The sequence below is a fragment of the uncultured Arenimonas sp. genome (assembly GCF_963976025.1).
Taxonomy (GTDB): domain Bacteria; phylum Pseudomonadota; class Gammaproteobacteria; order Xanthomonadales; family Xanthomonadaceae; genus Arenimonas.
This window is the reverse complement of record NZ_CAXBJS010000015.1, coordinates 1-26,929: the sequence shown is the minus strand read 5'-3', so window position 1 is coordinate 26,929 and position 26,929 is coordinate 1. Positions and strand designations below refer to the sequence as shown.

26 protein-coding genes are annotated in these 26,929 nt (G+C 69.4%); 14 read left to right on the top strand and 12 right to left on the bottom strand.

Annotated elements, in window-relative coordinates; genetic code table 11:
• The coding region (locus AACZ35_RS02250; RefSeq protein WP_339825556.1) for an ABC transporter permease subunit at positions 1-760 on the top strand (760 nt) is incomplete at its 5' end.
• Here the strand turns inward: AACZ35_RS02250 and yihA are convergent.
• The gene (gene yihA, locus AACZ35_RS02245; RefSeq protein ID WP_339825554.1) at positions 757-1,344 is read right to left on the bottom strand and encodes a ribosome biogenesis GTP-binding protein YihA/YsxC; all 588 of its coding nucleotides are present in this window, start codon (positions 1,342-1,344) and stop codon (positions 757-759) included. The genes AACZ35_RS02250 and yihA overlap by 4 nt on opposite strands.
• Positions 1,345-1,529: 185 nt before the next feature.
• Between yihA and AACZ35_RS02240 the strand changes: the two genes are divergently transcribed.
• From AACZ35_RS02240 to AACZ35_RS02230, 3 genes are all read left to right on the top strand, one after another.
• Complete coding sequence (locus tag AACZ35_RS02240) at positions 1,530-2,381, top strand: c-type cytochrome (RefSeq protein ID WP_339825552.1); 852 nt, start codon at positions 1,530-1,532, stop codon at positions 2,379-2,381.
• Between the two features lie 97 nt (positions 2,382-2,478).
• Positions 2,479-3,342, top strand: coding sequence for a thiol:disulfide interchange protein DsbA/DsbL (locus AACZ35_RS02235; protein ID WP_339825550.1), 864 nt, complete (start codon positions 2,479-2,481; stop codon positions 3,340-3,342).
• A gap of 141 nt (positions 3,343-3,483) precedes the next feature.
• Positions 3,484-4,200, top strand: coding sequence for an endonuclease/exonuclease/phosphatase family protein (locus AACZ35_RS02230; protein ID WP_339825560.1), 717 nt, complete (start codon positions 3,484-3,486; stop codon positions 4,198-4,200).
• Between the two features lie 61 nt (positions 4,201-4,261).
• Here AACZ35_RS02230 and AACZ35_RS02225 read toward each other — a convergent pair whose 3' ends face one another.
• Entirely contained in the window at positions 4,262-7,132 is a 2,871-nt protein-coding gene (locus tag AACZ35_RS02225) for a TonB-dependent receptor (RefSeq protein ID WP_339825549.1), read from the bottom strand.
• Positions 7,133-7,273: 141 nt separating this feature from the next.
• Positions 7,274-8,071: a sulfite exporter TauE/SafE family protein gene (locus AACZ35_RS02220; RefSeq protein WP_339825547.1), complete on the bottom strand. Its 798-nt coding sequence runs from the start codon at positions 8,069-8,071 to the stop codon at positions 7,274-7,276.
• Positions 8,072-8,129: 58 nt separating this feature from the next.
• Between AACZ35_RS02220 and AACZ35_RS02215 the strand changes: the two genes are divergently transcribed.
• From AACZ35_RS02215 to AACZ35_RS02205, 3 genes are read left to right on the top strand one after another with little or no spacing between them, the layout of a single operon-like run.
• The gene (locus AACZ35_RS02215; protein WP_339825545.1) at positions 8,130-10,103 is read left to right on the top strand and encodes a transglycosylase SLT domain-containing protein; all 1,974 of its coding nucleotides are present in this window, start codon (positions 8,130-8,132) and stop codon (positions 10,101-10,103) included.
• Positions 10,100-11,041, top strand: a complete 942-nt coding sequence (locus AACZ35_RS02210) for a complex I NDUFA9 subunit family protein (protein WP_339825542.1) — start codon at positions 10,100-10,102, stop codon at positions 11,039-11,041. The genes AACZ35_RS02215 and AACZ35_RS02210 overlap by 4 nt, the downstream gene beginning before the upstream one ends.
• A 4-nt stretch (positions 11,042-11,045) precedes the next feature.
• Positions 11,046-12,278: a multifunctional CCA addition/repair protein gene (locus AACZ35_RS02205; RefSeq protein WP_339825539.1), complete on the top strand. Its 1,233-nt coding sequence runs from the start codon at positions 11,046-11,048 to the stop codon at positions 12,276-12,278.
• Positions 12,279-12,347: 69 nt separating this feature from the next.
• Here AACZ35_RS02205 and AACZ35_RS02200 read toward each other — a convergent pair whose 3' ends face one another.
• Positions 12,348-12,743, bottom strand: coding sequence for a VanZ family protein (locus AACZ35_RS02200; RefSeq protein WP_339825537.1), 396 nt, complete (start codon positions 12,741-12,743; stop codon positions 12,348-12,350).
• Between the two features lie 2 nt (positions 12,744-12,745).
• Positions 12,746-13,930 (bottom strand): SAM-dependent methyltransferase, encoded by a 1,185-nt coding sequence (locus AACZ35_RS02195; protein ID WP_339825534.1) that lies wholly within the window; start codon positions 13,928-13,930, stop codon positions 12,746-12,748.
• Between the two features lie 56 nt (positions 13,931-13,986).
• Between AACZ35_RS02195 and AACZ35_RS02190 the strand changes: the two genes are divergently transcribed.
• Entirely contained in the window at positions 13,987-14,727 is a 741-nt protein-coding gene (locus AACZ35_RS02190; RefSeq protein WP_339825532.1) for a pteridine reductase, read from the top strand.
• A gap of 100 nt (positions 14,728-14,827) precedes the next feature.
• Here AACZ35_RS02190 and AACZ35_RS02185 read toward each other — a convergent pair whose 3' ends face one another.
• From AACZ35_RS02185 to tsaD, 4 genes are all read right to left on the bottom strand, one after another.
• Positions 14,828-15,661 carry a DUF6159 family protein gene (locus AACZ35_RS02185; RefSeq protein ID WP_339825530.1) on the bottom strand — a complete coding sequence of 278 codons (834 nt, stop codon included), beginning with the start codon at positions 15,659-15,661 and terminating at the stop codon, positions 14,828-14,830.
• An 88-nt stretch (positions 15,662-15,749) separates the two neighbouring features.
• Positions 15,750-16,250, bottom strand: coding sequence for a 2-amino-4-hydroxy-6-hydroxymethyldihydropteridine diphosphokinase (gene folK / locus AACZ35_RS02180; protein WP_339825528.1), 501 nt, complete (start codon positions 16,248-16,250; stop codon positions 15,750-15,752).
• Entirely contained in the window at positions 16,247-16,603 is a 357-nt protein-coding gene (folB, locus tag AACZ35_RS02175) for a dihydroneopterin aldolase (protein WP_339825525.1), read from the bottom strand. The genes folK and folB overlap by 4 nt, the downstream gene beginning before the upstream one ends.
• A 12-nt stretch (positions 16,604-16,615) precedes the next feature.
• Complete coding sequence (tsaD, locus tag AACZ35_RS02170) at positions 16,616-17,629, bottom strand: tRNA (adenosine(37)-N6)-threonylcarbamoyltransferase complex transferase subunit TsaD (RefSeq protein ID WP_339825523.1); 1,014 nt, start codon at positions 17,627-17,629, stop codon at positions 16,616-16,618.
• A gap of 137 nt (positions 17,630-17,766) precedes the next feature.
• Between tsaD and rpsU the strand changes: the two genes are divergently transcribed.
• The 6 genes from rpsU to AACZ35_RS02140 all read left to right on the top strand — a co-directional run bounded on the left by rpsU (position 17,767) and on the right by AACZ35_RS02140 (position 24,076).
• Positions 17,767-17,982, top strand: coding sequence for a 30S ribosomal protein S21 (gene rpsU, locus AACZ35_RS02165; protein WP_034223607.1), 216 nt, complete (start codon positions 17,767-17,769; stop codon positions 17,980-17,982).
• Positions 17,983-18,085: 103 nt separating this feature from the next.
• Entirely contained in the window at positions 18,086-18,532 is a 447-nt protein-coding gene (locus AACZ35_RS02160; RefSeq protein ID WP_339825515.1) for a GatB/YqeY domain-containing protein, read from the top strand.
• 29 nt (positions 18,533-18,561) lie between these two features.
• Positions 18,562-20,295, top strand: coding sequence for a DNA primase (dnaG, locus tag AACZ35_RS02155; RefSeq protein ID WP_339825513.1), 1,734 nt, complete (start codon positions 18,562-18,564; stop codon positions 20,293-20,295).
• Positions 20,296-20,321: 26 nt separating this feature from the next.
• Complete coding sequence (locus tag AACZ35_RS02150; RefSeq protein ID WP_339825510.1) at positions 20,322-21,023, top strand: CPBP family intramembrane glutamic endopeptidase; 702 nt, start codon at positions 20,322-20,324, stop codon at positions 21,021-21,023.
• A gap of 34 nt (positions 21,024-21,057) precedes the next feature.
• Positions 21,058-22,062 carry a mechanosensitive ion channel family protein gene (locus AACZ35_RS02145; RefSeq protein WP_339825507.1) on the top strand — a complete coding sequence of 335 codons (1,005 nt, stop codon included), beginning with the start codon at positions 21,058-21,060 and terminating at the stop codon, positions 22,060-22,062.
• A 49-nt stretch (positions 22,063-22,111) separates the two neighbouring features.
• Positions 22,112-24,076 (top strand): prolyl oligopeptidase family serine peptidase, encoded by a 1,965-nt coding sequence (locus AACZ35_RS02140; RefSeq protein ID WP_339825505.1) that lies wholly within the window; start codon positions 22,112-22,114, stop codon positions 24,074-24,076.
• Positions 24,077-24,117: 41 nt separating this feature from the next.
• Here the strand turns inward: AACZ35_RS02140 and AACZ35_RS02135 are convergent, their stop codons facing one another.
• From AACZ35_RS02135 to AACZ35_RS02125, 3 genes are all read right to left on the bottom strand, one after another.
• The gene (locus AACZ35_RS02135) at positions 24,118-25,953 is read right to left on the bottom strand and encodes a TonB family protein (protein WP_339825502.1); all 1,836 of its coding nucleotides are present in this window, start codon (positions 25,951-25,953) and stop codon (positions 24,118-24,120) included.
• On the bottom strand, positions 25,943-26,311 hold the full coding sequence (locus tag AACZ35_RS02130) for a BlaI/MecI/CopY family transcriptional regulator (RefSeq protein ID WP_339825558.1): 369 nt from the start codon (positions 26,309-26,311) through the stop codon (positions 25,943-25,945). Before AACZ35_RS02130 ends, AACZ35_RS02135 begins: the two co-directional genes overlap by 11 nt.
• A gap of 64 nt (positions 26,312-26,375) precedes the next feature.
• Positions 26,376-26,929: UbiA family prenyltransferase (locus tag AACZ35_RS02125; RefSeq protein ID WP_339825499.1), on the bottom strand; the 554-nt coding region annotated here is incomplete at its 5' end.

The following is a 26,929-nucleotide window of genomic DNA, read 5'->3' as shown; positions in this document are numbered from 1 at the left end:
CCAGCCGCTGCCGCTGCAATACGCCTACTGGGTGGCCGACGTCGTGCGCGGCGATCTCGGCCCGTCTTTCCAGTATCCCGACTACAGGGTCAGCGAGCTGCTGGCCGCGGCGATGCCGATCACCGTGATCAATGGCAGCCTGGCCCTGCTGCTGGCGCTGGGCCTGGGCGTGCCCCTGGGCGTGTGGGCGGCGCTGCGGGCGGGCAGCTGGACCGACCGGGTGCTGATGTTCGGTGCCGGGCTGGGCCTTTCGATTCCGAAGTTCGTGGTGGCGCCGCTGCTGGTGCTGGTATTCGCCGTGGGCCTGCAGTGGCTGCCGGCCGGCGGCTGGGACGGCAGCTGGCGCAGCGTGGTGCTGCCGGTCGTCGCGCTGGCGCTGCCCAACCTGGCCTACTGCGCGCGGCTCACCCGCGGGTCGCTGATGGAAGTACTGGGCGCCGACTACCTGCGCGCGGCGCGCGGGCGCGGCATTTCCGGGGCGCGGCGGCTGTTCGTGCACGCGCTGCGGCCCGGGCTGCTGCCGGTGGTGGCCTGGCTGAGCCCGGCACTGATCAACGTGGTCAGCGGCTCGGCGGTGGTCGAACAGGTGTTCGGCATCCCGGGCATCGGCCGCTACTTCGTGCAGGGCGCGCTCAACCGCGACTACACCCTGGTGCTGGGCGTCGTACTCGTCGTCGGCGCCGCCATCGTGGTCATCAACGCCCTGGTCGACTGGGCGCGCGGCCGCATGGATCCGCGGCTCCGGGAAGGGTCGGTTTAGACCTCCAGCCACCCCGTAACCACGGCGCGGGCTTCGTCGAGGCCGATCTTGGCGTCGGCGGAGAAGACCTGGGCAGTGGCGCGGCCGGCGAGTTCCTTGCGGACCTTTTGCAGGACGTTGCCCTGCTCACCGCGGCCCAGCTTGTCGGCCTTGGTCAGCAGGCAATGCGCCGGCAACTCGCGCTCGACGACGTAGTCGAGCATCTGCAGGTCGTATTCGCGCAGCGGGTGGCGGATGTCCATCACCACCACCAGGCCCTTGAGCGAGGTGCGCTCGTGGAAATAGCGGTTGATCATGCCCTTCCAGGCCTCGCGCATCGCCTCGGGTACCTTGGCGTAGCCATAACCCGGCAAATCCACCAGGAACCGGCCCGGATCGACCTCGAAGTAGTTCAGCGCCTGGGTGCGACCCGGGGTCTTGGACACCCGGGCCAGGCCCTTCTGGTTGGTCAGGGCATTGAGGGCGCTGGATTTGCCGGCATTGGAACGGCCCGCGAACACCACTTCACGCCCGTCGTCGGGCGGCAGCTGGCGCAGGGAATGCACGGAATCAACGTATTTGGCTCGGGCCAGGGCGTTGGACATCGGGGCTCGCCGGGGCGGGAAAGGCGCCAAGCATGGCCCCTGCCGGCCTTCCTGACCAGCCTTGGCCCCGCCATGGCCCCGGTTTAATTGACCGTCGCGGCCACCGGCTGGGATAATCCGCGCCTTCCTGCGCGCCCGTCGCGCAAGCCCTTCATTCCCTTGAAACCAGCTTTCCGGAGCAGCCCATGAAGTTCACGCGCATCCTTGGTGTCGCCGCCGCCCTGGCCTTGTCGGCCGTGGTCGTGGCCCAGGAGACGGAAGTGGAGACCCCGCCGCCTGCTTCGGCCACCCCGCAGGTTTCACCCGACGCGCAGCCGGCCGCAGCCGAAGTCTCGGCGGCCCCCGAAGCCGTGCCGGCGCCGATCGAAGCGCTTGAGGTCGGTGCCGGCAAGGCCACGAACGGCGACGCACAGGCCGGCGCCGGCAAGGCCATCGCCTGCGCCGCCTGCCACGGCGTGGACGGCAACTCCGCCGATCCGCAGTACCCCAAACTGGCCGGCCAGCACGAGCGCTACATCGCCCGCCAGCTGTCGCTGTACAAGAACGGCGAGCGCGAGAACGCGATCATGCTCGGCTTCGCGGCCGGCCTGAGCGCCCAGGACATGCGCGACATCGGCGCCTACTTCGCCAGCCAGAAGGTCATTCCGGGCGTGGCCGACGACACCGTGATCGCCGAAGGCCCCTACGCCGACCGCAAGTTCTACGCGGTGGGCGAGCAGATCTTCCGCTTCGGCAAGGCCGACGGCTCGGTGCCGGCCTGCGCCGCCTGCCACGGCCCCGCGGGTTCGGGCAACCCGGGTTCGGCCTGGCCGTCCCTGGGTGGCCAGCACGCCGGTTACACCGCCACCGTGCTCACCGCCTTCCGCGACGGCAAGGTCTGGGGCAAGGACGCCAATGCCAACGCCATCATGGCCGGCGTCGCCGCCAGCCTGAGCGACGACGAGATCCAGGCCCTGGCCAGCTACATCGAAGGCCTGCACAACGCCGCCGACACCCCGTCGGCCGACGCCGTGGCCGCCGGCCAGCCGCAGGGCTGAAAAACGTGACGCGGCGGCCCGCCCGGGCCGCCGCGGATTGAACCTTTGCCTGCCGGCCGTGGTCAGGTAGGCGACCCTTCCAAGGAGCCACCCGTCCATGAAGCGCCTGCTGCCCCTGATTTTCGCCCTGGCCCTGGCCGCCTGCGGCGAGTCGGCCACCGACGCCCCCGCCACCGCCCCGGCCGCCACGGCGCCGGCCCCGGTGTCCGCCCCGGCCGCCGAAGCACCCGCGCCCGAAGCGGCCCAGCCCGAGGCCCCGGCCGAAGTAGCCACCGCCAGCGAAACCACCGAAGCCACCGCCGAAGCGCCGGCCGAAGAAGCTGCGCCGGCCGAAGCCGAAGCCGCCGCCGAAACCCCGCGCCCGGCCCCGCCGGTGGTTGACCCGGCCCGCGCCCCGCGCCTGGGCACCGACTACGAGCCGCTGGCCGAACCGATGCCGACCATCGGCCAGGGTGGCATCGAGGTCGCCGAGGTGTTCTCGTACATGTGCATCCACTGCGCCAACCTGCAGCCGCTGCTCAACACCTGGAAGCCGAACCAGCCGGCCGACGTGCGCTTCGAGTACGTGCCGGGCGTGTTTGGCGGCGTCAGCGACAACTTCGCCCGCGCCTACTACGCCGCGCAGGCGATGAACCTGGTGGACAAGACCCACGACGACCTGTTCAAGGCCGTGCTGATCGAGCGCAAGTTCACCAGCGCCTCGCCCGAGGAAATCGCCGACTGGTACGCCGCCTACGGCGCCGACCGCGAGGCCTTCCTGTCGACGATGCAGAGCTTCGCGGTCACCGCCAAGCTCAACCGCGCCCGCCAGTTCGCGCTGCGCGGCGGCGTGGACGCCACGCCGATGATCATCGTCAACGGCAAGTACCGCGCCATGGCCACGGGCGACCGGGGCATGCAGGGCCTGCTCGATACGGTCGATTGGCTGGTCGCGCACGAGCGCGCCGGCAGCACGCCCTGAACGGCGCGCCGGCAAAAAGCTGAACGAAAGGGGCCGCAAACGCGGCCCTTTTCCTTTTTCGCCTTGCCGCCACGGCCGGGGCGCCCCAACATGTCAGACATGTCCGCCGTCCCGCCCGAAGCCGCCAACGACCGCCTGCGCCTGCTCAGCGCCAATATCCAGGCCGGTTCGAGCACGCGCGCCTACAGCGACTACGTCACCCGCAGCTGGTCGCACGTGCTGCCCAACGGCAAGCGCATCAACCTCGACGCGCTGGCGAAGATGGCCAGCAATTACGACGTGGTGGGGCTGCAGGAGTCGGACCCGGGCAGCCTGCGTTCGGGTTTCACCAACCAGGCCGACTACCTGGCCGAACAGGCGCAGTTCCCGTTCTGGAGCCACCAGCCGAACCGGCGCATCTCGCGCATCGCGGGCAGCGGCAACGCGCTGCTGAGCCGGGTCGAGCCGACCGAAATGCTCGACTACGCCCTGCCCGGCCGCATCGCCGGGCGCGGCGTGCTGCTGGCGAAATACGGCAAGGGCAAGAAGGCCTGGACGCTGGCCATCACCCACCTGTCGCTGGGCGTGAAGTCGCGGCAGCTGCAGCTGGGCTTCCTGGCCGACCTGCTGTCGGAGGAATCACGACTGGTGCTGATGGGCGATTTCAACTGCGATTTCGACGCGCCGGAAATGCGCGCGCTGTACCGCGAAACCTCGCTCGAGCCGCCGCCGGAACGGGTTTGCACCTTCCCCAGCTGGGCCCCGCAGCGCTGCCTGGACCACATCCTGGTCGGCGGCTTCGACGTGCTCGACTACAAGGCCGTGCCCGCCGCCGGCTCCGACCACATGGCCGTCGGCGTCGAGCTGCGCCCCAAATAACCCGGACAAAAAAAGGGCCGGCGTGTGAGCGCCGGCCCTTCTGTCTTGAACGCCTTCGGGACTAGAACTTGATGTCGGCCCGCAGGTAGTAGAAGCGGCCACCCGGGATGTCGTAGGTGGACGCGTCGTAGCCGTTGAGCGAGCACGACAGGCAGATCGGCGGGTCTTCGTCGAACACGTTGTTCACGCCGAAGGTCAGGCCCAGGCCTTCCCCGTTGCCGAAGCGGTAGCCCAGCTGCAGGTCGTTGTAGGTGATCGCGTCCAGCACGTTGGTACCCGTCGCCGGGTTCGAGCACACCGGGAAGCTGACCGCGTTGCCGCACTCCTCGCGCAGCTCGCTGATGTGGCGAACCGTCCAGGCCGCGTTCCAGTTGCCGCTCTTCCAGTCGAGCGTGAAGTTCGAGGTCCACTCCGGGATCGCGCTGTCCACCACCTCGATGCCCGGGCCCTGCGGCTGCACCTGGCCGGCCGCGCCCACCGCTTCGTAGTCACCCACGAAGGTGTTGCGCCACGCCGCCGAGAACTTGCCCCAGTCGGTTTCCGGGAACACCCAGAACAGGTCCACGTCCCAGCCGTCGGTTTCAATCGTGCCCAGGTTGGTCAGGCGGTTGTTGAAACCGTTGATGCCGCCGGTCGGCGCGCGGGTGATGCCGTTGCAGTACAGCGCGTCGAGCGTCTGCACGCACAGGTCGAGCTGGGTCTGCGCGTCGATCGCCTGGATCGCGCCCTCGATGTCATGCCGGTAGTAGGTGACTTCGAAATCCACCCGCTCGGCGAACTCCGAGTCTTCCAGGAAGGACGGGCTCCAGATGAAACCGGCCGAGAAGCTTTCGGACGACTCCGGGTCCAACTGGTCGTTGCCGCCGGTGGTGATCGAGATCTGCGGGTTCGGCTGCTGGTAGTTGGCCGGCACGCCCAGCGTGGCGCAGTTGCCGGCCAGGGACGGGTCGAGCAGCGGCGTCGAGCACGGGTCGTTGAGCTGGGCGTCGAAGCGGCTGGCCGAACCGAACAGTTCGCCGATCGACGGTGCGCGGAAGCCTTCGGCGTAGCTGGCGCGGAAAACCAGTTCGTCCACGAGCTGGAAGCGCAGGCCGTACTTGGGCGTGAACTCCGAGATGCCGGTGGAGTAGTCGGAGTAACGGCCGGCAAGGGTGAAGTCCAGGCGCTGGCCGATCTCGGTGTTTTCCAGCAGCGGGAAGTTGAGCTCGAAGAACAGCTCGCTGACGTCGTACTCGCCTGCGGTCGGCAGCGAGGGCACGCCGTTGTAGTCGCCGGCCACCGTCAGCGCATCGGGCTGGTACCAGCCTTCCAGGCGGCGGTGTTCCAGGCCGGCCGCGAAGTCGACCGAACCGGCCGGCAGGTCGAACAGGCTGCCCGAGAGGTTGGCGGTGACCAGGGCCAGTTCGTTCTGGCTGCGGTCGCGCACCACCGGCTGGATCCAGGCCAGCATCGCCGGGGTGATGGTGCCCGGGCCGCCGAAGATGTTGAGCGGCGTGCAGCCGGCCACGGCCGCGCAGGCCGCCGGGTCGCCCAGGGCCAGGGCGATGTTGCGGATGTTGTAGCTGCCGAAGTTGGTCTGCTGGGCCTTGTTTTCGCTGAAGGCGACGTTGACGTCCCAGTACAGCGTGCGGTTGGCGTCGATCACGCCTTCCAGGCCGGCGCCGACGTACCAGGTGTCGACTTCCTGTTCGAACACGCGCGCGCCACCCTCGACCGGACGACGGCCGATCAGGATCAGGTTGGTGGCCGAATCGAGGTCGAAGCCGAACGGATTGAACGGGTTCAGCGCCGAAATGAAGATGTTGTCGGCCAGCGGATTGCCCGTGCCGGCCTCGGGGCCAAGGAACCAGGGCTCGGGCGCCGCCTGGTTGGTGGACTCGCGGCGGTTGAACAGCACCTTGGCGTAACCGCTGACCGAATCGCTGAAGTCGAAGCGCACCTGGCCGAAGGCGCCCAGGCGTTCGGACGGCGTCAGCAGCAGGTTGAACTGCGAGAAGTTGAAGCGGTCGGCGGTCGAGAAGCAGTGGTAGTCGTCGGTGCGCGTGCAGCCGGTCTGGCTGGGATCGAAGGTCGGGCTGCTGGCGCCGTTGTTGGGCGTGATGTCAAATACCTCGTTGGTATTGGGGTCGATGAAGATGAAGCGGCCGGTCGGCGTGGCCGAGCTGCCGAAGGCCACGCCGGTGCCCGGCACCGGGAAGCTCGCCTGGGCGCGGTCGCGCGAGTAGATGACGTCCTGGTCGGTGTAGCTCAGGCCCAGGAAGACGTTGGCGCGGTCGGTGTTCCAGCCCCAGGCCACGTCCAGCGACTTGGTGGTGCCGTCGCCTTCGCCGTACTGGCCCACCTGCGCATTGAGCGACAGGCCGTCGAAATTCTTGCGGGTGATGATGTTCACCACGCCGGCGATGGCGTCCGAGCCATACAGCGACGAGGCGCCGTCTTCGAGCACTTCGATGCGGTCGACGATGGCCAGCGGGATGGTGTTGAGGTCGGTCGCCGCGCCCACGCCCGAGGCGGAGGCTTCGTTGACCCAGCGCACGCCGTCGACCAGCACCAGCACGCGCTTGGAGCCCAGGTGGCGCAGGTCGGCCTGCGCGGAACCCGCGCCGACGCCGCTGCCGTCCGGCGGGAAGCCGAAGTTGCCGCTGGAGTTGAACTTGGTGTTGAGCGCCGAACCCGAGCCGGTGAGCGCCTGCACGACGTCGCCGATCGAGGTCAGGCCGCTGCGGTCGATGTCCTCGCGGGTGATGCGCTGCACCGGCACCAGGCCCTCTGCTTCCGAGGTCTTGATGCGGGTACCGGTGACCTCGACGCGGTCGAGGGTCTTGATCTGTTCGTCGGTGTCGTCCTGCGCCAAGGCCACGGCAGGCACCAGCGCGAACAGCAACGCACCGCGGACCGCCAGGCTCAGGCGGGAGTTACGGATGGTCTTCATGACGATTCCCTTGGTTGGAGTCACCGGCGCCTTGCCCCCAATGCGCTGGCCCACCTGCAGTTGTAAAGAAAGCGTCAAAACGCGACAAGCATCACATTTTCTCACCCTGTTAGCGGGGCTGCACAAAACCGGCGGTTTTGTTCAGGGGGCGAGAAAAATGCTCAGTCCGACCAGGGCCAGGAAGGCCGCGAACACCCGGCGAAGGGCCGGGCCGCTGAGCCGGTGGGCCAGGCGCGTGCCCATCGGCGCCGCCAGCACCGAGGCCACGGCGATGCCGGCGGCGGCCGGCAGGTACACATAACCCCAGCTGCCGGCCGGCAGGCCGGTGGGTGCCGCCTGAAGCGCATATCCGGCTGCGGCGGAAATCGCGATGGCCACGCCGCAGGCGCTCGAGGTACCAACCGCGCGCACCGGCCGCACGCCGCGCCAGACCAGCAGCGGCACGGTCATCGAGCCCCCGCCGATGCCGACCAGAGCCGACACCGCGCCGATGCCGGACCCGGCCAGCGAATACCCGGGACCCCGCGGCGGATCCGGGCGTTCGGCGCGCGCCCGCGGCCAGTCCAGGGCCATCTGCACCGCCGCCAGGCCGCAGTAGGCGGCGATGAAAAGCTTCAGCCAGGTGTCCTCCAGCCGCACCGCCAGGCCGCTGCCCAGCCAGCCGCCCAGCAGCAGGCCCGGCACCAGCCAGGCCACCGTCGGCCACAGCACGCTGCCGCGCCGGTGATGGGCGCGCGCCGAAGACAGGCCGGTCAGAACGATGCTGGCCAGGGCCGTGGCCAGGGCCACGTGCACGGCCTGGTCCGCCGGCACGCCCTGGCCGGGCAGCAGCCAGACCAGGGCCGCCACCAGCACCAGGCCGCCGCCGATGCCCAGAAGGCCGGCCAGCACGCCGGCCAGCGCGCCCAGGGCCAGGTAAATCGCCCAGGTGGCGATCATGCGGACGCGACCCGGGACGGCTCGGGGGACTCAGGGGGCATGGGCTAGACTCTGGGGCATGTCGAGGCGAATTCTTACCTGTCTTTTGGCGGCGGTCCTGGCCACGAACGTGGCGGCACAGGTGCGCCCGCCGGACCTGGGCCCGCAGCGTCCGGCCATCCTTGAAGCCTTCCGGCTGGCCGACCAGGGGCAGCTGAGCCTAACCGACCTGGCCCGCGTGCAGGACCACCCGCTGCTGCCCTGGGTGGAAGTGACCCAGATGCGCCGCAAGCTGGCCTCGGCGCCGGCGCGGGAAGTGCGCGCCGTATTGTCGCGTCATGACGGCCTGGCCGCCGGCGACTGGCTGCGCACGGCCTGGCTGCAGCACCTGGCGGCCAACCGCCGCTGGGCCGACTTCCTGGCCGACTACCAGCCTTCGGAATCGGTCGAGCTGCGCTGCGCCCACCTGGCCGCGCGCCTGGCCACCGGCGCCACCGACGCCCAGTGGGTCGCCGATGGCCGCGCGCTGTGGCTGACGCCCGAATCCCTGCCCGCGACCTGCGACGCGCCGCTGGCGTCGCTGCAGGGCCTGGGCCACATCAACCGCGAACAACGCTGGCAGCGCATCGACCTGGCGCTGCTGGCCGGCCAGACCGGCCTGGCCCGCTTCCTGGCCCGCGACCTGCCGGCCGCCGAAACCACGCGCGCCAACAGCTACGCCGACTTCATCGACAAACCCCACGACGGCGCGGCCGCCTGGCCCAAGGACGCGCGCAGCCGCGCGGTCGCCGCCGAAGGCCTGGCCCGGCTGGCGCGCAAGTCGCCGGACGAGGCGGAAACCCGCCTGGCGGCGCTGGAAAAGGCCCTGGGCCTGGACGAAGCCGAACGCGGCAAGGTGCTTTACCAGGTGGCGCTGTGGACCGTGGCGTCCTACCTGCCCGGTTCGCGCGAACGCCTGGCCGCCGTGCCCGCCAGCGCCTACGACGAACGCCTGCACGAATGGCGCGTGCGCGAAGCCCTGAACCGCCGCGACGACGCCGGCGCGCTCGATGCCCTGTCGCGCATGCCCGCGGCGCAGCGCAACGACCCGCGCTGGCAATATTTCGAGGCCCGCGTGCTCGAACGCCTGGGCCGCAAGGAACCCGCACGCGCGCTGTTCGCCAAGGCCGCCGGCACCGCCACCTTCCACGGCTTCCTGGCCGCCGACCGCCTCGGCCGGGCCTACGCGCTGTGCCCGCTGGAACCGTCCACCGATGCCGCGCTGCGCGAGCGCGTCGCCACCCACCCCGGCCTGGCGCGCGCACTGGAACTGCACACCATCGACCGCCGGATGCCGGCGATCCGCGAATGGGCCGCGCTGCTGCAGGAACTGAGCGACGAAGAGCGCAAGGTGGCGATCGAATTCGCCCGCGACGCGCACTGGTACGACCGCGCCGTGTTCACCATCGGCGACAAGCCCGACGACCTGCGCTATTACTCGCTGCGTTTCCCGCTGCACCACGAAAACGTGCTGCGCCGCGAAGCCCGCCGCCACGGCGTCGACCCGGCCTGGGTGGCCGCCCAGACCCGCGCCGAAAGCGCCTTCATGCCGCGCGCGCGTTCGCACGCCAACGCCATGGGCCTGATGCAACTGCTGCCGTCCACGGCCGAACGCACCGCGCGCAAGCTGGGGCTCGCCTGGACCGGCGCGGCCAGCCTGTACAACCCGGAAACCAACATGGTGCTGGGCATCGCCCACCTGCGCCACGAGCTCGACGACCACGGGGGCATCGCCTACCAGGCCATCGCCGCCTACAATGCCGGCCCGGCACCGGTGAAACGGTGGAACCGGGACCGCCCCGGCTTCGACCCGGACCTGTGGATCGAAACCGTTACCTACAAGGAAACCCGCGAGTACGTCGCCCGCGTGCTTGCCTTCAGCGTCATCTATGACTGGCGGCTCGACGGCACCGCGGTGCCGGTGACCGAGCGCATGCTCGGCCGCACCGTCGCCACGTCCGCCCGCCGCCCCTTTGCCTGCCCCCTTCCGACAGGTCCAGACTCCACGCCATGACTCCGCTCAACATCGTCGTCCTGGGAGGCACCGGCTTCATCGGTCGCCACCTGGTCGCCCGCCTCGCCGCCGACGGCCATACCGTCACTCTGCTCAGCCGCAACCTGGGCCCGCATTACGATCGCCTGCTGCCGCCGGGCGTGGCGCTGCGCGAGGTCGATGTGTACGACCCGGACGTGCTGCGCGCCGCGTTCACCGGCGCCGACGCGGTGGTCAACCTGGTCGGCATCCTCAATGAAAAGGGCGACAACGGCCGCGGCTTCCGCCGCGCGCACGTGGAGCTGACCAAGCTGGTGATCGCCGCGATGCAGCTGGCCGGCGTGCGCCGCCTGCTGCAGATGAGTTCGCTCAACGCCGGCCGCGGCCGCAGCCATTACCTCAAGTCGCGCGGCGAAGCCGAAGCGGCGGTGAAGGCCTCGGGCCTGGACTGGACGATCTTCGAACCCTCGGTGGTGTTCGGCCCGGGCGATGGCCTGTTCTGCCGCTTCGCCGCCCTGCTGCGCCTGGCGCCGGTGATGCCGCTGGCGCGGGCGAAGGCGAAGTTCGCACCGGTGTACGTGGGCGACGTGGTCGAGGCGATGCGCCGCTGCCTGCACCTGCGCGGCAGCCGCGGCGAGGTTTACGAACTCTACGGGCCCGACGTCTTCACCCTGGGCGAGATCGTCAGGCTGACCGCGCGCCAGATGGGCCTGCGCCGCTGGGTGCTGCCGCTGCCCGATGCGCTGGGCCGGCTGCAGGCCCTGGTGTTCGACTTCGTGCCGGGCAAGCCGTTTTCGTCCGACAACTTCCGCTCGCTGATGACCGACTCGGTCGGCGGCATCGACGGCCTGCACCGCCTGGGCATCCCGGCCACCCGCGTCGCCGACAAGCTGCCGGTGATCCTGGGCCACGTGGACGAGCGCCAGGCCCGCTACCAGCGCTTCCGCGCGGCGCGCTGAACCGATGAAGCGCTACCTGGTCGGCGGCGCCGTTCGTGACCGGCTGCTCGGCCAGGCGGTGGGCGACCGCGACTGGGTGGTGGTGGGCAGTACGCCCGAGGAAATGATCCGCGCCGGCTACCTGCCGGTGGGCAAGGACTTCCCGGTGTTCCTGCACCCGGAAACCAGGGAAGAACACGCGCTTGCGCGTACCGAGCGCAAGACCGCGCCCGGCTACCGCGGCTTTGTTTTCCACGCAGCGCCCGACGTCAGCCTGGACCAGGACCTGGCCCGGCGCGATTTCACCATCAACGCCATCGCGCAGGCCGAAGACGGCAGGCTGACGGATCCTTTTGGCGGCGCGGCCGACGTCGAGGCGCGCGTGCTGCGCCACGTGTCGCCGGCCTTCGCCGAAGACCCGGTGCGCATCCTGCGCGCGGCGCGTTTCCTGGCGCGCTTCGCGCCGCTGGGTTTCACGGTGGCGCCGGAAACGCTGGCGCTGATGCGCAACATGGTCGCCGCCGGCGAAGTCGACCACCTGGTGCCCGAACGGGTGTGGCAGGAGCTGAAGAAGGCGCTGGAAATGCCCCGCCCTTCCGCCGCAATAGCCCTGCTGCGCGAGTGCGGCGCCCTGGCGAAGCTGCTGCCGGAAGTGGACGCGCTGTACGGCGTGCCGCAGCGCCCGGAATACCACCCGGAGGTGGACACCGGCGTGCACGTGCAGATGGTGATGGACATGGCGGCGCGCCTGGCGCCGGGCGACGCGCTGGTGGGCTTTTGTGCGCTGACCCACGACCTGGGCAAGGCGCTTACACCGAAGGACAAACTGCCCCGCCACATCGGCCACGAACACTCCGGCGTGCGGCCGCTGCGCGCGGTGTGTGCGCGCTACAGGCTGCCTGCCGAGTACGCTGCGGTCGCCGAGATCTGCTGCCGCGAGCACCTCAACGTGCACCGCCTGGCCGAACTGCGCCCGGACACCGTGCACGAGCTGCTGTCGCGCTGCGACGCCTTCCGCAAGCCCGAACGCGTGCGCCAGCTGGCGCTGGTCTGCGAAGCCGATTCACGCGGCCGGCTGGGCCGCGAAGACGCCGACTACCCATCGGCGCAGCTGCTGGTGACGCTGCACGCCGCCGCCGCGGCGGTGTCGGCCGGGCATGCGGTGGCCAAGGGCCTTAGCGGCCCGGCGGTCGGCGAATGGCTGCGCAAGGCGCGCATCGAGGCCATCAAAGCCGCCAGGGATTCAAAACCCCTGTAGGAGCGCCTTCAGGCGCGAATATCTTCCTGGCCAAAGGCCAGGTCAAAAGATTCGCGCCTGAAGGCGCTCCTACATGTTCCTTGTGCGAAAGAGCTTGCGGTCAACGCGCTCAAGCGCGAACTGCAGCGGCGTGAACGTCAGCGACAGACCGACCGCCACGCCCAGCGTATTGGCCAGCGCATCGCGCACATCGCCCAGGCGCACCTTGGTCAGGTTGGCCTGGGCGAATTCCATCGCGACGCCCAATGCGACCAGGGCCAGTGCCGCCAGCAGGTGCGCACGACGACTGCGGAAGGTCCACACCGCCCAGGCCGAAAGAATGAAATAGGCCAGGAAGTGGCCGATCTTGTCCGAATGCGCCGGCCCGGGCAGGTCCACCGCCGGCATCAGCGACAGCACGATGCACAGCACCCAGCCCAGCAGCCAAAGCGCCAGCCACAGCCCGGGAACGGCAAAGCCGCGCATCGTCACAGCCGCCGGCTCAGGTCGCCGCGCGCAAACAGTGGCCGGATGTCGACGCCGCGCTGGAAGGCCATCGCCTGGAAACGTTCGCCCATTTCACCGGGCAGGGTGAGGCGTTTGACTTCGTTGGTGCGCGCCAGCCGGGCCACCGGGTCGTCGATGGCCTCGATCGCCTCCAGGCGTTCGGGCAGACCGGAATTGATCAGGAAGCTCGCCTGCGCGCTGTAGCCGGCCAGGTCGAAACCGGCGCCGACGCCGGCTTCGGCCAGGGCGGTGAAATCCACGAAGGCGGTGATGTCGGTCAGGCCGGGCAGGTCGAAGGGATCGCCGTGGGCGTGGTGCTGGCGGTGGCAGACCAGGGTGCCGTCGTCGCGTTCGGGCAGGTAGTACTCGCGGCGCGGGTAACCATAGTCAATGAACAGCATGACGCCGTCGTGCAGCAGGCCACCCACGGCCTGGATCCAGTACGGCAGCTGCGGCAGCAGCTCCGACCGGTAGCCTTCGGCGAAGGGCATGCCGATGTCGCGTTCGGCGTGGCGCACGGCGGCGTGCAGCAGGGCATCGGCCGGCTGGTCGACGCGGGTCAGTTCGCCGTCGGCGTCCAGGGCCACGTATTCCTCGAACACTTCGCCGTCGCGGATCGCGAAGCGCGGGGTCGGCAGGGCGTCGATGACTTCGTTGGCGAACAGGAAACCACGCCAGGTTTTTTCCGGCGGGCCGTCGAGCCAGAGCACGCGGTCGAACAGGCGCGCGGGCAGCGCCGCGCGCAGGCGTTCGAGCTGGCGTTCGCGCAGGTCGGCGCTGGGTTCGAGGATGAGGTAACGCGCCGGTACCGCACCGAGCTCGTCCAGCCGGCGCAGCGCCGCTTCGGCGAAGGCGCCGCTGCCGCCGCCCAGTTCCAGGAACTCCGCGCGACCGCCCAGCTGGCCGAAAACATCGGCCGCGCAGGCCGCCACGCATTCGGCGAAGACCGGGCCGAGCTCGGGCGAGGTGATGAAATCGCCGGCGGCGCCGAACTTGCGCGCACCGGCGCTGTAATAGCCCAAGCCCGGCGCGTACAGCGCCAGCTCCATGTAGCGGGAAAACGGAATCGCGCCGCCCGCGGCGGCGACCTGGTCCTTGATAAGGGCCAGCAGGCGGTCGCTGTGGGCCCGGGCATCGGCGCCGGGCGCCGGCATTCTTGCACTCATGTTGGAATCTTCATCGGCCAACGCGCAGGATACCGGCAAACCCGCGGAGCTCCTGAATGCCTACCGACCGTCCCGTCGCCCTGATCACTGGTGCCGCCAAGCGCGTCGGCGCCGTCATCGCCCGCCGGCTGCACGCCGCCGGCTTCGACCTGGCCCTGCACCATCGCGCCTCAGGCGCCGAGATGGCGGCCCTGGCGGCGGAACTTGAGGGCGCACGCCCGGGCAGCGTGCTGGTGCTGCAGGCCGAACTGGGCGACGCCGGCGCCCTGCCCGGCCTGGTCGCGACCTGCGACGAGCGCTTCGGAAGGCTCGACGCGCTGGTGAACAACGCCAGCGCCTTCTACCCCACCCCCCTTGGCCACGCGACGCCGGACGACTGGGACCAGCTGTTCGCCGCCAACGCACGCGCGCCGTTTTTCCTGGCCCAGGCCGCGGCGCCGCTGCTGCGCCAGGCGGGCGGCGCCATCGTCAACCTGGCCGACATCTACGGCGAACGCCCGCTCGCGGCGCACACCATCTACTGCATGGCCAAGGCGGCGCTGCTGATGATGACGCAGTCGCTGGCGCGCGAGCTGGGCCCGGAGGTCCGCGTGAACGCCGTGGCGCCCGGCGCGGTGATGTGGCCCGAACAAGGCAAGGCCGAGCATGAGAAGCAGGCGATGCTGGCGAGTACGGCGCTCGGGCGCGCGGGTGAACCCGACGACGTGGCCGAAGCGGTGCGCTGGCTGATCCAGGACGCGCGCTACACCACCGGACAGGTGATCCGCGTCGACGGCGGGCGGTCGCTGAATATCTGATCCGCGGCAGAACCGTAGGAGCGCCTTCAGGCGCGAATCTTTTGACTTTGCCTTCGGCAAAGAAGGGATTCGCGCCTGAAGGCGCTCCTACAATGAGGGATTACTTCTGGTGGAAGGCGGCCTGCAGTTCGCCGCCGGAGAAACCTTCCGGGGCCTGGCCGTCGACGGCGTAGCGGTAGACCGCGGCGGAATAGACGCCCGACAACGCCGCCTGGAACACCGCCACCAGGGCCACCGCGATGACGCCGATGACCACGGCTACCGTCGCCAGCTTCGGGCCGCCCAGCATCGCCGCGCCGAACACCATCGCGATCGCCAGCACCACCACGGCGGTGGTGATCAGGCCGAAGGCGAAGTTGATGCCGACGTTGCCGACCACGTTTTCGCCCCAGGTGCGCTTGAGCAGGGTGACGCTTTCCTTGACCGCATCGATCGGCCCGACGTCGCGCGTCACCAGGATCGGCACCACCAGGAAGGTGGCGAAGGTCCAAGCCATGCCGACCAGGTTGAGGATGATCCGGCCCAGGAAGCCGGCGCGTTCGCCCAGGGCCTTGAGCACGATGCCGACGGTGGCGGCGATGGCCGCGTAACCCAGGATCACGCCGATCTTCGAGCGCGCGATGCGCAGGCCGTCGGCCACGGTCGGATCACCTCCCTCGAGGCGGATCATCGCCGCGCCCACCAGGGCCGTGTTGAAGAAGAAGATGACGAAATACTGCGAGACGTAGAACAGGAAGCCGACCACGAAACCCGCCGGGCCGATTTCGCCGCCTTCGAAGATGCGCAGTCCCAGCACCGGCACCAGGAAGGTCAGCGCCACCAGCAGCGTGGCGAAGCCCGAAATGACCGGGAACAGCAGCAGTTCCTTGTCGGTGCGAAGCACGCCGGCGCTGGCCTTGACCAGGTGCCAGCTGCGCGAAATCTTGTCGAACATGGCGTCTTCCTCCCCGAATGACGGCCCTGATTATGCGGTGTTGCTGCGCCGCCGCAAGGCCGGAAGTCACCCCTGCCCCGCGCCGGGCTCAGGACGCGGCGGCGAGGTCCAGTGCTTCGGCCAGCGGCGGCGCGACGTTTTCCGGGTGCGCCGCCCAGAGTTGCGCCAGCGTCCGGCCGTCGCCGGGCACCGGGTGCAGGGGCGCGATGTCGGCCAGCGGCTTGAGCACGAAGGCGTGCTGCAGCTCGGGCCGCGGCAGTTTCAGGTTGCCCGGGCCTTCAAGCACCAGGTCATCGTAGAAGACGATGTCGATATCCAGCGGGCGGCTGGAAAAACGCGGCCCGCTGCGGTCGCGGCCGAAGCGGTCTTCAAGCGCATGCAGCCAGTCATTGAGTTCGACCGGCGGCAGGTCGGTGCGGATGATCGCGGCGGCGTTGAGGAAATCCGGGCCGTCGAAGCCCACTGCCGGCGTGCGGTAAACCGGCGAAAAAACCACGTCGCCGAACGCTTCGCGCAGGGCGCGGGCGGCGCCGGCCAGGTTGTCGGCCGGCGACTGGTTGCTGCCCAGGCTCAGCCAGGCGGTGCTCACGCGGTGCGCTGGCGCTCGATGATCACGCCGACCGCGCGCGAGCCGCGCACGGCGCCGGGCTTGGACAACTTCAGGCGCACCTGCTGCACGCCGAATTCTTCCAGGATGATCGCGGCGCAGCGTTCGGCCAGGGACTCGACCAGGCCGAAGTCGGATTCGGACACGAACTGGATGAGGCGCTTGCTGACGGCCTTGTAGTCGAGCGTGTCCTTGATGTCGTCGGTGGCGGCCGGACGGGTGTTGTCGAAGGCCATCTCGATGTCGAACACGACCGGCTGGCGGATCTTGCGCTCCCAGTCGTAGATGCCGATGACGCACTCGATCTCGAGCGCTTCGATGAAAACCTTGTCCATGTCAGTTCCTGCTCAAACGGGCGGCAAGCTTGCCATGTCCCAGCGTGGCGTCACGGTGACGACCGGGGCCTCGTGCTGGCCGGCCATCAGCCGCAGGGCGCCGGCGAAGGCGATCATGGCGCCGTTGTCGGTGCAGAAGGCCGGGCGCGGGAAACAGACGCGGGCAGCGCGTTTCGAGGCCAGCGCGTGCAGGCGCTCGCGCAAGCGGACATTGGCGCCGACGCCGCCGGCCACCACCAGGGTGCGGGCGCCGGTGGCGTCGAGCGCGCGCTGGCACTTGATCGCCAGGGTCTCGACCACGGCGTCCTCGAAACCCCGGGCGATGTCGGCGCGGGTTTCCGGGGTCTGGTCCGATGCCTGCCAGGCCAGCAGCACCTGGGTCTTGAGCCCGGAGAAGCTGAAGTCGAGCCCGGGCCGGTCGGTCATCGGCCGGGAGAAGCTGAACACGCCGGGGCGGCCGGATTCGGCCAGGCGGGCCAGTTCGGGGCCGCCGGGGTAAGGCAGGCCCATCATTTTGGCGGTCTTGTCGAAGGCCTCGCCGGCGGCATCGTCCAGGGTTTCGCCCAGCAGGCGGTAATCGCCCACGGCGGCCACTTCCACCAGCTGGGTGTGGCCGCCCGAGACCAGCAGGGCCACGAAGGGCGGCTTCAGGGCCGGGTCCTCGAGCAGGGGCGCCAGCAGGTGGCCTTCCATGTGGTGCACGCCCACGGCGGGAAGGTCCAGGGCCCAGGCCAGGGCGCGGCCGGTGGCGGCACCGACCATCAGCGCGCCGACCAGGCCGGGGCCGGCGGTATAGGCCACCCCGTCGAGGTCGGCCGGGGCCAGGCCGGCCTCGGCCAGGACCTGGCGGACCAGGGGCAGCAGCTTTCGGACGTGGTCGCGGCTGGCCAGTTCGGGCACCACCCCGCCGTATTCGGCGTGCAGGGCGATCTGGCTGAACAGGGCGTGCGCCAGCAGGCCGCGGTCGGTGTCGTACACCGCCACGCCGGTTTCGTCACAGCTGGTTTCGATACCCAGGACGCGCATGTGCCTGTTTTTTGGGGCTTTCGGTGGGGATTCAAGGAAAAAAGGCGGGGCTGGCTTGCCTGCCGGCGCCGGACCCGCGTATCATACGCGGCTCGCCGGTGTTGCCGTGCGACATCCATAGATCCCAGGAATCGAACATGCCGTCTGTCAAAGTCCGCGAAAACGAGCCGTTTGAGTTTGCGCTGCGTCGCTTCAAGCGCACTTGCGAAAAGGCCGGTGTCCTCGCCGAAACCCGCAAGCGCGAGTACTACGAGAAGCCGACCCAGGAGCGCAAGCGCAAGGCCGCCGCCGCGGTGAAGCGCCAGCTGCGTCGCAGCTCGCGCGACGTCACCAAGCGCCAGCGCCTGTACTGAGCCGCGTTGCTTGCCAGAAAGCCGGCACGCGCGAGCGTGGCCGGCTTTTTGTGTTTCTGGCGCCAAGCCGGCGCCGTCCCTGCCTGACCTGCGGAGAACCCCGATGAGCCTCAAGACCCAGCTGACCGAAGACATGAAGGCCGCGATGAAGTCCGGCGAGAAGGACCGCCTGGGCGTGGTCCGGCTGATCCTGGCCGCGATCAAGCAAAAGGAAGTCGACGAGCGCGTCGAAATGACCGACCCGCTGGTGCTGGCCGTGCTGGAAAAGATGGTCAAGCAGCGCAAGGACTCGATCAGCCAGTACGAAGCCGCCGGCCGCGAAGACCTGGCCGCGGTCGAACGCTACGAGCTGGGCGTGCTCGAGGCCTACCTGCCGGCGAAGATGTCCGAGGCCGAGATCCAGGCCGCCATCGACGCCGCCAAGGCCGAATCCAACGCTGCGGGCCCGGCCGACATCGGCAAGCTGATGGGCGTCCTGAAACCGCGCCTGGCCGGCAAGGCCGACATGGGCCTGGTCTCCCAGCTGGTCAAGAAGTCCCTGGCCGGCTGACACCCCACCCCGTGGCATCCTAGGCGTCCATGGCCCGCATCCCCGACGCCTTCATCGACGACCTGCTCGCCCGGACGGATATCGTCGAGGTGGTGGGCTCGCGCGTGCCGCTCAAGCGGCAGGGCCGGGAATACTCGGCGCGGTGTCCGTTCCACGACGAACGTTCGCCCTCGTTCACGGTGTCGCCGACCAAGCAGTTCTACCACTGCTTCGGCTGCGGCGCGCACGGCACCGCGATCAGCTTCCTGATGAACTACGACCGCCTCGAGTTCCTCGACGCGGTCGAGGAGCTGGCCAAGCGCGTGGGCATGGAAGTCCCGCGCGACACCCGCCAGCGCAACGAGTCGGGTGAATCGCGCGAGCTCTATCTCGCCGTGGACGCCGCCGCGAAGTTTTTCCAGCAGCAGCTGCAGGGAAGCCCCAAGGCCAGGGCCTACCTCGAACGCCGCGGCGTCGATGGCGAAAACCAGGCGCGTTTTGCCATCGGCTACGCGCCCGACGGGTGGGAAGGCCTGAAGTCCGCCCTGGGCACCGACGAGCGCCGGCTGGCGCTGCTGGAAAAGGTCGGCCTGTTCTCGCGCAACGACGCCGGCCGCGTCTACGACAAGTTCCGCGACCGCGTCATGTTCCCCATCCACGACCGTCGGGGCCGCGTCATCGCCTTCGGCGGCCGGGTGATGGAAAAGGACGACGGCCCGAAGTACCTCAACTCGCCCGAGACCCCGCTCTTCCACAAGGGCCGGGAACTCTACGGCCTGTGGCAGGTGCGCCAGGCGCACGCGAAGATCCCGCGGCTGATCGTGGTCGAGGGTTACATGGACGTGGTGGCGCTGTTCCAGTACGGCGTGAACACCGCCGTCGCCACGCTGGGCACCGCGACCACGCCCGACCACGCCGAGCTGCTGTTCCGCAATGCCGCCGACGTGTACTTCTGCTTCGACGGCGACCGCGCCGGCCGCGGCGCCGCCTGGAAGGCGCTCGAATCGGTGCTGCCGCGCATGCGCGACGGCCGCCAGGCGTTTTTCCTGTTCCTGCCCGAAGGCGAAGATCCGGACAGCATCGTGCGCAAGGAAGGCGCGGCCGGTTTCGACGCGCGCCTGGCGCAGGCGACGCCGCTGTCGGAATTCTTCTTCAACGAACTGTCCAAGGACGTGAACCTGGCCGGCATGGAAGGCAAGGCGCGCCTGGCCGAACGGGCCAAGCCGCTGATCGCCGGCATTCCCGATGGCGCCTTCCTGGATTTGATGAAGCAGCGCCTGACCGAACTCACCGGCGTCGGCCAGCGTGCGCCGGCCGCCGAGCCAACGCGCGCCACGCCGTCCATGCGCGGCGGTCGCGGCAACGCCCCGGCACCGCGGCGCAGCCTGGTGCGCACCGCCATCGCCCTGCTGCTGCAGAAGCCGACGCTTTCCGACGTGATCCAGCCGCCCTACCGGTTCGCGGTGCTGCGCCAGCCCGGCATCCCGCTGCTGGTGGAACTGCTGGAACTGGTGCGCAACCGGCCCGGCATCACCACCGGCGCCGTGCTCGAACACTTCGCCGGCCGCGAAGAAGAAGCGGCGCTGCAGAAACTCGCGCTGCAGGGATTCCCCGGCGAAGAATCGGCCTGGGGCCATGAACTGGTCGACGCCCTGGTCCAGCTTGATCGCCAGGTCCGCGCCCAGCGCGTCGAGGAACTGCAGACCCGCATCCGCGAGGTTGGCAGCGTCAGCCTGACGGACGCGGAAAAGGCCGAGCTCCGGGACCTGCTGACGACCCGCTGATGGGAACCCGGCCCAACGGTAATTCCTTGTGGCTTGATTCGATCAAGGCCCACCTGCTTTTTTTCGAGCGCCCGCTGGCGCCGGTGTACCCGGCGTGGCAGGGGCTGCGAATGCTGGTGGCGTTCGTCGTGGTCGCCGTGGCCTTGTTCTTCGCCCTGCGACATGGCCTGGCGGGCATCCGCCTGTTCGATGGCGCGCTCCGGCCCACGCTCTTCGTGGCCGGTCTGCTGCTGGCCTTCCTCCTGCTTCAACGGGCCTGGCTGAAACTTCCCTTCGAACATATCGGACTGCGGCCCTGGCACGACTGGACCCGACGCGAACGCTTGTACCTGTTGCAGGTCGTGCCGCTGGCGGCCCTGGCGTTCGCGCTGGTCTTCCACGCGCACCTGCAGGCACTTTGGCAGATGCATGGCACCGCCGGCTTCCTGGTCTTTTCGCTTGCGACCGGCATGGCCTGGGGCGCGGTCCAGGAACTGCTCTACCGCGGCTGGCTGCAGACTGAGCTCACCCGGCGATTCGGTCCCTGGGCCGGACTGCTGCTTGCCAACCTGGCCTTCACTTTCGGTCCCTTGCACCTGGACTACCTGACCGACCCGCAGGGCCCGCGCTGGCTTGGCCTGCTTGCCATCTTCGGCATCGGCCTGTTGTTCGGAACGATCTACCGGCGCTCCGGCAACCTGTGGCTGCCCGCCTTGCTGCACGGGCTGTGGCCGCCCAACATGGGCTGACACCGAAAGCAGCCCGCTTCCCGGAGGAAACCCGATGGCCAACGATGCTACCCCCGCGCTCGCCCCCAGCCTCGAACGGCTGGTCGAGGAAACGAATGCCCTGCTCGGCTACCTGCCGCTGCTGGCAGTCGCCCTGGTGGTGGTGGTGCTGGCCTGGCTGCTGGGCAGCTGGCTGTCGCGCCGCAACCTGGTGGGCCGCGTCGCGCGCCGCAATCCTTTCATGCAGGACCTCGCGCGCACCACGGTGCGCTGGGTGGTGCTGCTGGCCGGCCTGCTGGTGGCCCTGGAACTCCTCAACGCCACCGCCCTGGTGGGCGCGGTGCTGGGCACCGCCGGCGTGCTGGGCGTGGCGCTTGGCTTCGCCTTCAAGGACATCCTGGAAAATTACCTGGCCGGCCTGCTGATGAGCCTGCGCCAGCCGTTTTCGCCGCGCGACCACGTAGTGATCGACGGCAACGAAGGCGTGATCGTCGCGCTGACCTCGCGCGCGACCATCCTGATGACGCTCGACGGCAACCACCTGCGCCTGCCCAATGCGATGGTCTTTCGCGGCGTCACGCTCAACTACACCCGCAACCCCAGCCGGCGGTTCGAGTTCGACGTCGGCATCGGCATGAATGAAGACCTGGTCCGGGCCCAGGCGCTGGGCGTCGAAGCGCTGGCCGGCATGGACGGCCTGCTGGCCGAGCCGCCGCCGCGCGCGCAGGTGATGGCGCTGGGCGACTTCAGCGTGAAGCTGCGGTTTTTTGGCTGGGTGGACCAGCGCAGCCACGACTTCGGTATCGTCACCGGCGAAGCCATCCGCCGCGTGAAGCTTGCGCTTGAACACGCCGGCGTGGACATGCCCGAACCGACCTACCGCGTGCAGGTAAGCAACCAGGCGCCGGCAGCCGCACCCGCACCGGCCCCGCCGGTGTCAACGGAAAGTGAAAACGCCGTCGACACCCGCGCCCGCGACGACATCGACCGCCAGATCGACCAGGAACAGCGCGAGACTTCCGGCGAGAACCTGCTTGATCCCTCCGCGCCTCGCGAGTAGCCAGGCCCGGCGGTATGCTGCGGGTCTGACCACAGCGGGGAACCCACGCATGCGACTGATCGTGATGATGCTCACCGCGGCGCTGTTGGCGCCGCCCGTCCTGGCCGAGTCCCAGGTCGAACCCGTCGAACCCGGCAAGGCCGTCGAACGCATCGAAGTCGGCAACCGCATCAGCGAAAGCCTGCCGGATGTCCCGGCCGAACTGGTCGAACGCCTCAACCGCTACCAGAACACCCGCGGCGCCAGTTTCTCGGGCTGGCTGCCCGACGGCAGCCTGGTGATCAGCACGCGCTTCGGCGAAACCAACCAGGTGCACCGCGTGCGCGAACCGCTGGGCATGCGCGAACAGATCACCTTCTACAACGAACCGCTGTCGGCCGTGACCACCACGCCCGGCGACAACGGCTTCGTGTTCGGCAAGGACGTGGGCGGCTCCGAGTTCTGGCAGCTGTTCTGGTACGACCTGGACTCGCGTGAAGCGACCATGCTCACCGACGGCGGCCGCAGCCAGAACGCCGGCCCGCTTTTCTCGAAGGATTCAACCCACCTGGCCTGGGCCAGCACCGCGCGCAACGGTCGCGACTACGACATCTGGGTACGCGACCTGGCCGACGGTGAATCGCGCATCGTGCTGCAGGAAGGCGGCATGTGGCGCCCCATGGACTTCTCGCCCGACGGCAAGCGCCTGCTGGTGATGAAGTACGTCTCGATCAACGAGGCCTACCCCGGCGAAGTGGACCTGGCCAGCGGCAAGCTGCGTTTGTTCCCGGTGGACGGCGACAAGGCCGGCTTCAGCGCCTTCCGCTACGGGCCCGATGGCCGCAGCGTCTATTACGTTTCCGACGAGCAGCGCGAGTTCCAGACCCTGCACCACCACGACCCGCGCGGCGGCGCACCGACCCTGGTCAGCGGCCACATCCCCTGGGACGTGACCGACCTGGACATCGCCCCGGGCGGCGGCCACCTGGCCTACGCCACCAACGAGGACGGCATCAGCAAGCTGCACGTGCTGACCTTGCCGGGCCACGCGGAAGTCGCGCTTCCGGACCTGCCGATCGGGGTGATCGGCGGCTTCGGATTCTCGCCCGACGGCAAGCGCCTGGCGCTGACGCTCAACAGCGCGACCTCGCCCAGCGACGTGTACGTGGTCGATCTTGCCGGCGGTGAGCTGGCGCGCTGGACACAAAGCGAAGTCGGCGGCCTGGATGCATCGCGCTTCCGCGCGCCCGAACTGGTGCGCTTCGCCACCTTCGACGAAGTGGACGGCAAGCCGCGCACCATTCCCGCCTTCTACTACCGCCCCGAAGGCGACGGCCCGTTCCCGGTGGTGGTGAGCATCCACGGCGGCCCGGAGTCGCAGGCCTTCCCGACCTTCAACCCGACCACGCAGTTCCTTCTGAACGAAATGAAGGTGGCCGTGCTGGTGCCCAACGTGCGCGGCTCGGCCGGTTACGGCAAGACCTACCTGCAGCTGGACAACGGCCTGCTGCGCAAGGATTCGGTGAAGGACATCGGCGCCCTGCTCGACTGGATCGGCAACCGGCCCGAGCTCGACGCCGGGCGCGTGGGCGTGATGGGCGGCAGCTACGGCGGCTACATGGTGCTGGCGTCGATGGTGGACTACCCCGAGCGCATCCGCGCCGGCATCGACGTGGTCGGCATTTCCGATTTCGGCACCTTCCTCAAGAACACCGAGGACTACCGCCGCGACCTGCGCCGCGCTGAATACGGCGACGAGCGCATTCCCGAGATCAAGGCCTTCCACGACCGCATCGCGCCGCTCAACAACGCCCATCGCATCACGTCACCGCTGTTCGTGGCCCAGGGTTACAACGACCCGCGGGTGCCCTGGACCGAAGCCGAGCAGATCGTGAAAGCGGTGCGCGGCAACGGCGGCGAGGTCTGGTACCTGATGTTCAAGGACGAAGGCCACGGCTTCCGCAAGAAGGGCAACAGCGACTACTTCGGCGCGGCGGCAATGCTGTTCTGGCAGAAGCACCTGCTGGCCGAATAGCTCGGCTGGGGACGGGTGCAGTGCACCAGTCCCCGTTTCCATTACTGACCGGCGACCACCTGCGGCGGCCTGCGGTACTGCGGCCTCGGGTGGCGCATGGCTTCGGATTCGAAGTTGCTGACCGAGGTGCCCGTGAACCACACCGGGACCAGCACCGTCGCTTCCTGCGGCTGGCCGGCCAGGCTAGCCGGTTCGAAGCGCCAGCGTTTCACTGCCGCCAGGGCGTTTCTCTCGTACACATCGGTGAGCTTGCTGTCGTGGACCTTTACGTCCACCGGCTTGCCCGACTTGTCGACCTTCACCTTCATCACCATGCCGTAGGCCACCAGGGTTTCCGGGCGCACGCTGGCCAGGAACGGCAGCCGGGCCGGCTTGGCCAGGCGGATGCTCGGCGGCTGGTAGCCGGCCGAGTCGGCTTCCGGATTGGCGCCGGCGACCAGCACCACCTTGGGTTCGGTGACCTCAAGCTGCCCGGAGTCTGACGTCGGCATGGGCGGCGGCGGCAGCGGCGGGTTCTCGGCGTAGGCGTAGATGCGTTGCGCGTACAAGGGCGCGGGCAGCGGCGCGCGCTCCGGCTGGGTGACGCCGGCCGTGGCGGAGGCAGCGCCGGAAACGGCGGTGGCCAGGGGTGCTTGCGTGCTTACGGTCTTGCCGGGCGCTGCCACCGGGGCGACGGCAGGCGAAGCCGGCGCCGGGCCAGGCGCGGCGACCGGAGCCACGGAAGAAGCCGGGCTTGTCGGCGCCGGCGCTGCCACGGGCGCAGCGGCGACTGCGGCGAAAGCAACCGAAGGCACGGCCGACGGTGCCGGCGCGGGCATCCGGCCCTCGACCGCCAGCGGCGGCAGCGGCGCGGTCGCGGCGGCGACGGAAACAGCGGGCAGGCTGATGACGGTGGCCGGCTGCTGCTGCCACATCACCGCGGCGGTGGCCGAGCTGGCAAGTACGGCGAGTCCTGCGCCCAGCATCAGCCGGGCACTTCCCGGCAGGGGTTTCTTGAGCATGGAGATTCTCCAGGTGAGGGGATGGCTGGACTGCCATGCGCAGCCGACCGGCAGTCCAAGGTCGGCCAGCTGCGTATTCAAGAGCGCGGTCGCGTAAGCGCGTCCGGCGCGGGGATGTCGGGCGAGCACGGCGGCGTCGCAGGCCAGTTCCTGGTCAAGCCGCAGCTTGGCGGCGGCCAGGTGCACCAGCGGGTTGAACCAGAACACGCAGCGCATCGCGCAGGCCAGGGCGTTCATGGGCAGGTCGCCGCGGCGCAGGTGCACGCGTTCGTGCGCCAGCACCAGTTCGCGCTGCTGCGGGTCGTAGCGCTGCTCGAAATCGGCCGGCACGACGATGCGCGGGCGCAGCAGGCCGATCACCACCGGGCCGATGTCGTCGGCACTGGCCTGCCACAGACCCCTGTCGCGCTTTTGCAGCGCGCCCAGGCGGCGACGGAAGCGGCGCTGTTGCACCAGCAGCCAGCCGGCCAGGGCCAAAGCCCCGGCGGCCCAGGCCAGCAGGGCGGCGGTGAGCACGCCGACCTGCGGGTCCCGGGACACCGGGGGGATCGACGCGGGGGAATGCGAGGCCAGGCTGGCGACGGATGGGCCAGTGGACAGGTTGGCCGACGGCAATGACGGCCGAAGCAGCGGTGCGGCCGGCGCCATGGCCTGGGGGCCCGGTGCCGGTTCGTAGGCCACCGGCTCGTCGACCACGATCGTCGGCCCCGGCAGGCTGGTGGCCAGCAGCGCGGCCGGCAGCAGCAGGTACAGCCACAGCACCGCGCCGGCACCCAGCCAGCGGCGCCACAGCGGGCGCAGCGCCATCACCAGGCAGGTGGCCACGGCCAGGGCCCAGGCCGAACGCAGCAGCCAGTCGAAAATTTCAGCGGCCATCGTCGAAGTCCTCGATGAGCTTGCGCAGTTCGTCGATATCGCGGCGGGTCAGCTTGCCCTGCTCGCCGAAGTGCGCGACCAGCGGCGCCACGCGGCCTCCGAACAGGCGCTCGAGCACGCCGCTGGACTGTTCGACCAGCCACTGTTCGTGGGTAAGGACGGGGCGGTAGCGGTAGCGCCGGCCTTCGCGTTCGGCCGACAGCGCGCCCTTGGTCAGCAGGCGGTTGATGAGGGTGCGCACGGTGGCCTCGGCCCAGCCCTGCGGGCCGGCGACGGCGGCGATCAGGTCCTCGGCGGTGGCCTCGCCGGCCGCCCAGAGGGCCTTCATGACCTCGCTTTCGGCTTCGCTGATGGAGATCCCGGCCATGTCATTTCCTTTACACGCGTAATTGATGGTCAATTTACGCCTGTAAAACCAAATGTCAAGCGGGCACGAACTCCAGGGTCCGGGCGGCGATGGCCGCGGCGTCGCGCAGCAGCCAGTGGTCGGCCAGCAGGAAGGCGAACAGGGCCATCAGGTACACGATCGAATAGTTGAACACCTGCATCGCGTACCACTCGCTGGGCGGGTTGAGCAGGCGGATGGCGTACCACAGGAACACCGCGCCCAGCACCAGCGCGCCGCCCAGGTAGAACACGCCGCTCATGCCGGCCACGTAGGGCAGCACCGTCACCACCACCAGCAGCACGGTGTAGAACAGGATCTGCCAGCGCGTGTAGGTGACGCCGTACACCACCGGCAACATCGGGATAAGCGCCTTGGCGTAATCGTCCCGGCGGAAGATCGCCAGCGCCCAGAAGTGCGGCGGCGTCCAGACGTAGATGATCAGCACCAGCAGCAGCGCGTGGTCGTAGTGCAATGGCGCACCGGCCAGGCCCCAGAACGACACGCCCGCGGGCCAGCCCTTCACCGCCGCCCAGCCAAGCGCCGGCGGCGCGGCGCCGGCGAGGCCCCCGATGACGATGTTCTGCGGCG

What these genes read in the sequence shown, in the direction of transcription:
- yihA (WP_339825554.1), bottom strand. Translation starts at nt 1,344, where the DNA reads ATGTCCAACGCCCTGGCCCGAGCCAAATACGTTGATTCCGTGCATTCC.
- AACZ35_RS02240 (WP_339825552.1), top strand. Translation starts at nt 1,530, where the DNA reads ATGAAGTTCACGCGCATCCTTGGTGTCGCCGCCGCCCTGGCCTTGTCG.
- AACZ35_RS02235 (WP_339825550.1), top strand. Translation starts at nt 2,479, where the DNA reads ATGAAGCGCCTGCTGCCCCTGATTTTCGCCCTGGCCCTGGCCGCCTGC.
- AACZ35_RS02225 (WP_339825549.1), bottom strand. Translation starts at nt 7,132, where the DNA reads ATGAAGACCATCCGTAACTCCCGCCTGAGCCTGGCGGTCCGCGGTGCG.
- AACZ35_RS02220 (WP_339825547.1), bottom strand. Translation starts at nt 8,071, where the DNA reads ATGATCGCCACCTGGGCGATTTACCTGGCCCTGGGCGCGCTGGCCGGC.
- AACZ35_RS02215 (WP_339825545.1), top strand. Translation starts at nt 8,130, where the DNA reads ATGTCGAGGCGAATTCTTACCTGTCTTTTGGCGGCGGTCCTGGCCACG.
- AACZ35_RS02210 (WP_339825542.1), top strand. Translation starts at nt 10,100, where the DNA reads ATGACTCCGCTCAACATCGTCGTCCTGGGAGGCACCGGCTTCATCGGT.
- AACZ35_RS02205 (WP_339825539.1), top strand. Translation starts at nt 11,046, where the DNA reads ATGAAGCGCTACCTGGTCGGCGGCGCCGTTCGTGACCGGCTGCTCGGC.
- AACZ35_RS02200 (WP_339825537.1), bottom strand. Translation starts at nt 12,743, where the DNA reads ATGCGCGGCTTTGCCGTTCCCGGGCTGTGGCTGGCGCTTTGGCTGCTG.
- AACZ35_RS02195 (WP_339825534.1), bottom strand. Translation starts at nt 13,930, where the DNA reads ATGAGTGCAAGAATGCCGGCGCCCGGCGCCGATGCCCGGGCCCACAGC.
- AACZ35_RS02190 (WP_339825532.1), top strand. Translation starts at nt 13,987, where the DNA reads ATGCCTACCGACCGTCCCGTCGCCCTGATCACTGGTGCCGCCAAGCGC.
- AACZ35_RS02185 (WP_339825530.1), bottom strand. Translation starts at nt 15,661, where the DNA reads ATGTTCGACAAGATTTCGCGCAGCTGGCACCTGGTCAAGGCCAGCGCC.
- folB (WP_339825525.1), bottom strand. Translation starts at nt 16,603, where the DNA reads ATGGACAAGGTTTTCATCGAAGCGCTCGAGATCGAGTGCGTCATCGGC.
- tsaD (WP_339825523.1), bottom strand. Translation starts at nt 17,629, where the DNA reads ATGCGCGTCCTGGGTATCGAAACCAGCTGTGACGAAACCGGCGTGGCG.
- rpsU (WP_034223607.1), top strand. Translation starts at nt 17,767, where the DNA reads ATGCCGTCTGTCAAAGTCCGCGAAAACGAGCCGTTTGAGTTTGCGCTG.
- AACZ35_RS02160 (WP_339825515.1), top strand. Translation starts at nt 18,086, where the DNA reads ATGAGCCTCAAGACCCAGCTGACCGAAGACATGAAGGCCGCGATGAAG.
- dnaG (WP_339825513.1), top strand. Translation starts at nt 18,562, where the DNA reads ATGGCCCGCATCCCCGACGCCTTCATCGACGACCTGCTCGCCCGGACG.
- AACZ35_RS02145 (WP_339825507.1), top strand. Translation starts at nt 21,058, where the DNA reads ATGGCCAACGATGCTACCCCCGCGCTCGCCCCCAGCCTCGAACGGCTG.
- AACZ35_RS02140 (WP_339825505.1), top strand. Translation starts at nt 22,112, where the DNA reads ATGCGACTGATCGTGATGATGCTCACCGCGGCGCTGTTGGCGCCGCCC.
- AACZ35_RS02135 (WP_339825502.1), bottom strand. Translation starts at nt 25,953, where the DNA reads ATGGCCGCTGAAATTTTCGACTGGCTGCTGCGTTCGGCCTGGGCCCTG.